At 37.5% G+C, this 8612-nt stretch carries 7 protein-coding genes; 6 read left to right on the top strand and 1 reads right to left on the bottom strand.

Annotation, left to right across the window (positions count from 1 at the left end; all coding sequences use genetic code 11):
- The first annotated feature begins 248 nt into the window (after positions 1-248).
- From K9V48_RS17710 to K9V48_RS17695, 4 genes are all read left to right on the top strand, one after another.
- On the top strand, positions 249-1751 hold the full coding sequence (locus K9V48_RS17710; protein WP_224140427.1) for a spore germination protein: 1503 nt from the start codon (positions 249-251) through the stop codon (positions 1749-1751).
- A 95-nt stretch (positions 1752-1846) separates the two neighbouring features.
- Complete coding sequence (locus K9V48_RS17705; RefSeq protein ID WP_224140422.1) at positions 1847-3040, top strand: Ger(x)C family spore germination protein; 1194 nt, start codon at positions 1847-1849, stop codon at positions 3038-3040.
- Positions 3041-3046: 6 nt separating this feature from the next.
- Positions 3047-3280 carry a hypothetical protein gene (locus tag K9V48_RS17700; protein ID WP_224140420.1) on the top strand — a complete coding sequence of 78 codons (234 nt, stop codon included), beginning with the start codon at positions 3047-3049 and terminating at the stop codon, positions 3278-3280.
- A gap of 87 nt (positions 3281-3367) precedes the next feature.
- Positions 3368-4495, top strand: coding sequence for a GerAB/ArcD/ProY family transporter (locus K9V48_RS17695; protein ID WP_224140417.1), 1128 nt, complete (start codon positions 3368-3370; stop codon positions 4493-4495).
- Between the two features lie 112 nt (positions 4496-4607).
- On the opposite strand, the gene K9V48_RS17690 is transcribed toward K9V48_RS17695, so the two are convergent.
- On the bottom strand, positions 4608-5354 hold the full coding sequence (locus tag K9V48_RS17690; protein ID WP_224140414.1) for a YqjF family protein: 747 nt from the start codon (positions 5352-5354) through the stop codon (positions 4608-4610).
- A 305-nt stretch (positions 5355-5659) separates the two neighbouring features.
- Between K9V48_RS17690 and K9V48_RS17685 the strand changes: the two genes are divergently transcribed.
- On the top strand, positions 5660-7072 hold the full coding sequence (locus K9V48_RS17685; RefSeq protein ID WP_224140412.1) for an FMN-binding glutamate synthase family protein: 1413 nt from the start codon (positions 5660-5662) through the stop codon (positions 7070-7072).
- 83 nt (positions 7073-7155) lie between these two features.
- Positions 7156-8571 (top strand): FMN-binding glutamate synthase family protein, encoded by a 1416-nt coding sequence (locus tag K9V48_RS17680; RefSeq protein ID WP_224140411.1) that lies wholly within the window; start codon positions 7156-7158, stop codon positions 8569-8571.
- Positions 8572-8612 lie beyond the last annotated feature (41 nt).

Raw genomic sequence — 8612 nt, 5'->3', positions numbered from 1 at the left:
GCAAAGATCAAGCTCAAAGCGAAGAACAAGGCCAAAGCAAAGATCAAGCTCAAAGCGAAGAACAAGGCCAAAGCAAAGATCAAGCTCAAAGCGAAGAACAAGGCCAAAGCAAAGATCAAGCTCAAAGCGAAGAACAAGGAAAAAGCCAAAATCAATCTCAAAATAAACCCAAGGTTAAGGTCAAATTCAAAAATCAAGGTCAAAATCAATACCAAACTCAAGCTTCACAGGCTCAACAAACAACTCAAATTTTTTCTGAACTACAGTCTAATATCGATCATATAAGAAAGTCGCTAGGAAATAGTTCAGACCTTGTCACAAGGGATTTTCAAGCTGGTGAAAATGGCGACATTAAATTAGGCATTATTTACACTGATGGATTAACTGATTCGGTCGCTGTTCAAGAGTTTATCCTTGACACTTTAATGATTGGAATTCGAAACACAGAAGTAGATTCGAAGGTTGTTGATATTTCTAACCTGTTTGATGTGATAAAATCTTTTTCTCTTCCTGTTGGAGAGATAAAGGAAATAAGTGATTTTCAAAAACTATTTCTCCATGTGTTATCGGGGGACACGGTATTATTAATTGATGGTTTTCCTAAAGGAATTGTTCTCAGTTCCAGAGACTGGGCCGACCGCGGTGTTCAGGAGCCTTCCTCGCAAACCGTTGTCAGAGGGCCAAAGGATGGATTCACAGAAACGTTGCGGACAAATACAGCTTTAATACGACGAAGAATAAAAGATCCGAATCTTTGGCTTGAAACAAAACAAATTGGCAAAAAGACACAGACAGATGTTTCGATTATGTACTTAAAAGGCGTTGTTGATGATAAAACGGTCAAAGAAGTACAAAGTCGGTTAAATCGAATTAAGATCGATGCGATTCTCGAAAGTGGGTACATCGAAGAGTGTATTCAGGATGAAATATACACCCCATTTCCTACTGTTTACAATACGGAGCGTCCCGATACTGTAGCTGCAGGAATACTAGAAGGAAGGATTGCGATTCTTGTTGATGGAACTCCATTTGTCCTTCTCGTGCCAGCTCTTTTAGTGCATTTTTTCCAATCTAGCGAAGATTATTATCAACGGGCAGATATTGCAACATTAATTCGGATGCTAAGGTATTTAACATTTTTCTTATCATTGCTTACACCATCACTCTATGTAGCTGTCACTACATTTCATCAAGAAATGCTACCAACCCCTTTGCTCATCAGTCTTGCTTCACAACGGGAGGGTGTGCCATTTCCAGCACTTGTAGAGGCTATCTTAATGGAGTTTACATTTGAAATTTTGCGTGAGGCAGGGCTTCGAATGCCTAGAGCAATTGGATCATCGATATCTATTGTTGGTGCATTAGTTATTGGACAAGCAGCTGTTGAAGCTGGGGTTGTTTCTGCATCAATGGTCATTGTCGTTTCCTTTACTGCGATATGTAGCTTTGTAATGCCATCTTTTAATATGGCAATTTCTATTCGGATCCTTCGCTTTTTGTTTATGATTCTTGCTGCAACGTTTGGGTTATTTGGCATTATTTTAGGGCTAATTGTGCTGGTTCTTCATCTAAATAGCATCAGATCTTTTGGAATACCTTATCTAACTCCAAATGCACCATTTATATTACAGGATCAAAAAGACAATATACTTCGATTACCTATATGGGCTATAAAGACAAGACCGCGCTTAATTAGTCAAAAAGATATTACGAGAGATGATACACCTTCTCCAAAACCATCTCGTCAATAATGTTCACGATAAAAGATACTCTCTATTCATGTACGATTTATATACTCTAGATTTTCACTAGTTGCTTACGTATTTCATTATTTAGGTGGGGTTAAATGAAAAAAAAAATTAGTCTATGTTTCATGTTCCTTCTAATTATTCATTTTCTAGCCGGTTGTTGGAGCAGAACAGAGCTTAATGAACTAGCAATTGTGACTGCTATGGGAATTGATAAATCAGAGGAGGGATATAATGTTTCAGTTCAAATCCTAAATCCCAGCGAGCTCGCAGGAAACGCAAGGTCAGGTCGTACGGAGGTTGTTAGATTTACCCAAAGTGGGAAGACCATTACTGAGGCGGTAAGAAGACTAACAACTGATATACCACGAAGAATATATGTAGCCCATCTTAGTGAAGTAATCTTTGGGGAGGAAATTGCCAAAGATGGAATTGGTAAAGCACTGGATGTGCTTTCTCGGCAGCATGAAATGCGTTCGGATTTCTATCTTACTGTCGCAAGAGGGTCATCCGCTGCAGATATTCTCGATGTCCAAACTGCTTATTCAAAAGTGCCGGCAGATAAAATTTTTAGTACTTTAGAAAATTCAGAGAAAAGATGGGCAGCGACAAAGACAGTTACGATGGATGAGTTAATTAGTAATATTGTCAGTAAAGGGAAAGAACCTGTTCTAATGGGGGTTTATGTATATGGGGATCGTGAAACTGGAAGTGATGTTACAAATGGACAGAATATTTCACCTAAGACAGGGATTTCTGTCGACTCAACGGCAGTATTTAAAAAAGATAAACTACTAGGTTGGTTAAATGAGGCGGACAGCATAGGTTTTAATTATGTAACGGACAATGTTGATAATACAGCAGTAACTGTGCCGTGTGAAGGAGGAAAGAGTACGATTGTTACGTTTTCCACGTCTACAAAAGTTAAGGGCAAAATTGTAAAAGGTACGCCGAAAATTGAAATTGATGTAACTCAAGAAGGGAACATTGGAGAGGTTGAATGTACAATCGATCTAACCAAACAAAAAACAATTAAGGAATTGGAAGAAAAATATAAAAATAATACAAAAGAGCATATCGAAGGAGCGATAAAAACAGTCCAGAAAGAATATCAAAGTGATATTTTTGGTTTTGGCGAAGTGATTCACCGGGCTGATCCTAAAGGTTGGAAGCGATTAGAACAAAACTGGGATCAAGAATTTGCAAAGTTAGATGTAACCGTAAACGTGGAAGCGAAAATTCGCCGTTTAGGTACGATTACAAAAACGTTTCAAAAAGAAATTGAGGAGTAATAAGCAATGTGGATAATCAGTGGAATTTTGCTTATTGGGGCGATTATTTCTCTATTTGAAATACCGCCTCTTGTGAAAAAGAAATGGTGGAGAGAAATCATCGTGTATTTCATCTTGCTTTCAGTGGGGATGACGTTGGCTATTTTAATAAGTAAAGATGTTGCAATTCCAACACCTATCGATTTATTAACGAAAATATATAGTCCCGTAACGAACTTTATGGAAAAATTTTTATCCTAAGTGGGAAAATGAGGAATCGAGAATCAACATAAAAAAGTAACAAATGAAACGTTATAAAGCGCTACAGCAAAAGGGGGATTGCTAACAATGGTTCAAAACAAGATACAGCCAATTCAACTTTTTGTTTTAATGGTTTTATTTGAGATCGGCAGCGCGGTGATAGTTGGGTTAGGAATAGAAGCGAAACAGGACGCATGGATCGCACTTATCCTTGGGATGGTGGGCGGTGGTGGCTTATTCTCCCTTTATGTTTATCTTTATCTGCAATTTCCAACTTTGCCATTAACAAACTATCTTGAAAAAATTGTGGGTAAGCTCATTGGACGAATTCTTGCTATTGTTTATATTTGTTTGTTCCTGTACATTGCAGCTAGAGTATTAAGAACCTTTAGTGAGCTCGTAGTATCAATCATGTTAAATGACACACCGATATTAGCAGTAGAAATTATCTTTATGCTAGTTATTTGTTTTGGCTGTTATTTAGGATTTGAGGTAATTGCAAGAACGGCTTTGATCCTTTTTCCTTGGATAATGTTTTTTAGTTTCCTGTTTGTTTTTTTTATCATTATTAGCGGACTTATTAAAATAGAAAATTTATTTCCTGTTCTAGAAGCTGGATGGCAACCTGTATTACAAGCATTATTTCCGACAATATTGTCTTTTCCGTTCGGGGAATCAATTGTTTTTGCCGTGTTTTTCCCCTATTTAAATAACCAAAAGGCTGGCATTATTGCAGGGTATTCAGCAATTATCATTAGTGGTATAACCTTGATTATTTCAAGTGTGATAATCATTGGTGTTCTTGGTGTTTACAGAACATCAATAGCCACATTTCCAATCATGGATGCTGTTGATCATATCAATGTTGGAGATGTTTTTCAACGACTTGATCCGGTCGCCCTTATTTTGTTAATTATCGGGGGGTTTTTTAAAATTCTTATCTTCCTTATTGGGGCAATTGAGGGTTTTTCTAGTCTTGTTCATAAACCTAACCTTACTAAGTTCACGATACCAATTATGGCTACAATTGTTATTGTTACATCTATATTAATATCCGACAATTGGGTAGAACATATGATGAAAGGTCGTAAAACGATACCTTACATACTATATGTCCCCTTATTTATGGTCATTCCATTCTTATTGGTAATGATTGTCGTGATAAAAAAGAAGATGATGAAGAAGAAAAATGCCCACCAAAGGGATGAGGGCTAGCGTGGTGGCATACTCCTTATTGTAAATATACGCTCTCAGTCACTTATACCATCTAATTGAAGTGGATTTAGAGAAATTAGTAGGTAGGGATTGAATGGAAAAGGAGTTTAAACTAGGGATACTTCTTCTTAATATTCCAAAAAAGAGTGTCAACACCTCTTGAGAAATGAGAAATCGGTTTAATTTTTGTAAGGTCAAAATGAAAGGGGGAAAAAAGCGTATTTTCCTCTATATTTGTCATTACTTTTTGTAATGGCCATGGACAATGATGGATATCACCGCAATAGATATTACCTCTTTTATCGCTACTAAATAAACAATATCGTTCTGTAAACCAATGGTCTAGCGTCCCTTTTTGTCCATAATAAACTTCAGGTAATGGGATAAATTCTCCTTTAAATTTTATTGTAGAATTTGTAGTCCATTTGCGAATGCTCTTGAAATGAAAGGTTTGTCCTTCTTTTTGATAGCGAATTCTGGCGAAGGAATAAGGCAAATGATACCATCTTTTTGCTATTGTGTAAGAGGCCCAATCATCAACATCAAGAGACAAGAAATAAATTCCCGGTTTACCATCACATGTTACATAAGTCCTTACATTAATTTCTGGAAAATTTGGAGTTAGTGATAAAGATGATAAACCCCGAGGATAAATTCCCTCCACACTAAATGCAACAACACCCAACCATGCATATCCATCAAAAGTATCAATTTGTAAATCAAAAGGTATGTAAGGACGTAATGCATCTGGTGAAATAGGCCAATGAAGAAAGAGTAGGTTCTTCCACGTTTGTCGCATAATCCATTTTTTCGAAGGTAAAGGATAAGGACGATGGCTAATCTCATTTAATATGTTCATGAAAATGTTCTCCTTTTGCTTTGAAACCCATTTGAGTCGTTTCTTGTAGTCTCTTCTTATATGGAGAGTTTAATACATATGGCGTTGAGGAACCTAACAGAGTACGGGGCATGAACCCGTTACTAATCTCTAGCTTAAAAAATGAATGAGTTATCGACCTGAAGGAAAGGTGTGGGAGATAGAGGAGATCTTAACTGATCGAAGTCTCGCTTAAACGAGAATAACTGCAAATTGTATAATTAACATTAATTGGTAAATGATAGAGGTATAAACTGTGTAATTTATAAAATTGTGGAGTAGTGAACATGTCGAATATTTTAAATTATATGATTTTTGTAATGCTGTCGATCTTATTTGTCGTAGTGATCTTCATGCTTTTGGGCTGGCGTTGGATGATAAAACGAATAGTGAAGAAATTTGGAACAATTGTTTTGACCGATAGTTACCAAGAAAATATTATCGAGTTGATGCCAGGACTAAGGCATATGGGTATTCAAAATATGCTTGAAAATAGCTTGCGTGCGGAATCAGGTGATATTGTTCATCGCCCTCTTGGCTCTTCAAAGAAGTGGCCCCATTTAGATCCAATCACATTTATCCCCGCTCAAGTTTCACCTTTTCCAATTGATGGAGGAGAAGAAGTGGATGTCAAAGTAACCATTGGACCGAAAGCAAAAAAACCAATGACGATAAATATTCCACTTATGATTAGCGGGATGGCCTATGGAATCGCATTAAGTGAGGAAGTGAGACTTTCCTTGGCGGAAGCAGCAAATAATGTAGGAACCGCGATTAATTCCGGGGAAGGAGGAGTTTTACCGGAAGAATTAAATGCAGCTGGAAAGTATATTTTACAATTTTCTAAAACAGAATGGTCTAAGGAAGAAGATTTAATTAAGCGTGCAGATATGGTTGAAATAAAATTTGGACAAGGTGCATTGGTAGGAATGGGTGGGAAAATTTCTCCTAAAAATTTAACAGGACGTGCACGTGAAATAATGGGGCTTCAAGAAAATGAGGATGCTGTCATTTTTGAGCATTTTTTTGATAATCAAACATTAAAAGATATAAAAGGACTTGTTGCGGAACTTCGAGATTTAACTGGCGGTGTGCCCATTGGTGTGAAAATAGGAGCCGGTGGAAAAATAGAAGAAGATATTGACCATTTGATCGAATTAGGCGTCGATTATATTGCAATTGATGGCGCTCAAGGTGCAACGCTCGGTGCACCACCCATTTTGTCTGATGACACGGGTATATCGACATTGCATGCAATTGTCCGGGCTGTTCGTCATTTAGAAAAAAGAAAGGTAAAGGGACAAATTAGTTTAATTGTTTCAGGTGGACTTTTAGTACCAGGCCATTTTTTGAAAGTACTTGCACTTGGTGCTGATGCTGTGTATGTGGGTTCAGCCATATTATTTTCTGTTGCACATAGTCAAACAATGGCTGCACTTCCTTTTGAACCACCTACACAAGTTGTTTGGAATCAAGGGAAATACAAGGATCAATTTAAGATTGAAGACGGGGTTAAAGCGGCTGAGAAGTTTTTAACAGCAAGTACAGAAGAAATGAAAATGGCTTTGAGAGCGATGGGGAAACGTTCCTTGAAGGAATTGTCAAAAAAGGATTTAGTGTCTTATGATCAATTGACAGCAAAAATGGTTGGAATTCCGTTTTCATTTGAACCTTGGGAAGACAAATCGAAAGTTAATTAAGTTCTATCAAGTTATCTGAATGCACCTTTAATTGGGTATCATTAACAAAAATGCAATTGATATAATAGTGGAGAAGTGAAAATATGCCAAATTATTTGTTGTATATAACTTTTGCAATGGTGGCCACCTTATTTGTCTTATCTTTATTCATGCTTATAAGCTGGCGTTGGCTGATCAAGCAAATAGTGAAGAAGGTTGGAAAAATCATTTTAACTGACAGCTATCAAGAAAATATAATGGAGTTAATGCCAGGTCTTCGGCATATGGGTGTTCAAAATATGCTAGAAAATAGTTTACGAGCAGAGAGTGGAGTCGTTCTAAATCGACCGCTTGCTGGCTCAGCAAAAAAGTGGCCGCATTTGGACCCAATTACATTTATTCCTACACAAACGACACCGTTTCCAATCGATGGTGAAGAAGAAGTAGATGTGCAAGTCACCATTGGCCCAAAAGCTAAAAAACCGCTGAACATAAAAATCCCGCTTATGATTAGTGGGATGGCCTATGGAATCGCACTTAGTGAAGAAGTGAGGCTATCTTTGGCGGAAGCAGCCAAAAAGGTAGGAACTGCAATTAACTCTGGAGAGGGAGGAATCTTGCCTGAAGAGTTAGATACAGCAGGAAAGTATATTTTACAGTTTTCCAAAACAGAGTGGGCAAAAGAGGAAGACGTGATTAAGCGTGCTGATATGATTGAAATTAAGCTTGGACAAGGTTCACTACTTGGGATGGGGAGGAAAATTCCTCCAAAAGAATTAACTGGTCGTGCACGAGAGGTGATGGGACTTAAGGAAAATGAGGATGCCGTGATTTTTGAACATTTTGTTGAAAATCAAACATTAAATGATATAAAAAATCTTGTCAACGAACTTCGAGACTTAACAGATGGTGTTCCAATTGGTGTGAAAATCGGGACTGGTGGAAAGATTGAAGAAGATATCGATTATTTGATTGACATAGGTGTTGATTTTATCGCGATTGATGGTGGACAAGCAGCGATGCATGAGGCTCCGCCTATTTTATGCGATGACTTTGGAATCCCGACATTACATGGGATTGTTCGGGCTGTTAATCATCTAAAAAAAAGAAAAGTGAAGGGACAAATCAGTTTAATTGTTTCAGGAGGTCTTTTAGTACCTGGTCACTTTTTAAAGGTGCTTGCGCTTGGTGCTGATGCAGTATATGTAGGATCGGCCATGTTATTTGCCGTCGCACATACTCAATCATTAAATGCACTTCCATTTGAACCACCTACACAGGCTATATGGAATCAAGGGAAATTCAAGGATCAATTTAAAAGAGAAGAAGGAACAAAAGCGGCGGAGAAATTTTTAACATCAAGTACAGAAGAAATAAAAATCGCATTACGAGCAATGGGCAAACGCTCCTTAAAAGAGCTGACAAAAAAAGATTTAGTAGCCTATGATGAATTGACGGCGAAGATGGTGGGAATTCCGTTTTCATTTGAATCGTTTCCAGACAACCCAAAAGAGTCATAGTTAGGATGGCAGGTAGGAAGCTAGAAGGTCCAAATTGAAGC

Source organism: Metabacillus rhizolycopersici (assembly GCF_020075705.1).
Note: the sequence above shows the minus strand (reverse complement) of the source record. Positions and strands in the feature narration are given on the sequence as shown.

Bases quoted from the DNA above. Each gene is read 5' to 3' on its own strand.
- K9V48_RS17685 (WP_224140412.1), top strand. From the start codon at position 5,660: ATGTCGAATATTTTAAATTATATGATTTTTGTAATGCTGTCGATCTTA.
- K9V48_RS17695 (WP_224140417.1), top strand. From the start codon at position 3,368: ATGGTTCAAAACAAGATACAGCCAATTCAACTTTTTGTTTTAATGGTT.
- K9V48_RS17700 (WP_224140420.1), top strand. From the start codon at position 3,047: ATGTGGATAATCAGTGGAATTTTGCTTATTGGGGCGATTATTTCTCTA.
- K9V48_RS17705 (WP_224140422.1), top strand. From the start codon at position 1,847: ATGAAAAAAAAAATTAGTCTATGTTTCATGTTCCTTCTAATTATTCAT.
- K9V48_RS17680 (WP_224140411.1), top strand. From the start codon at position 7,156: ATGCCAAATTATTTGTTGTATATAACTTTTGCAATGGTGGCCACCTTA.
- K9V48_RS17690 (WP_224140414.1), bottom strand. From the start codon at position 5,354: ATGAACATATTAAATGAGATTAGCCATCGTCCTTATCCTTTACCTTCG.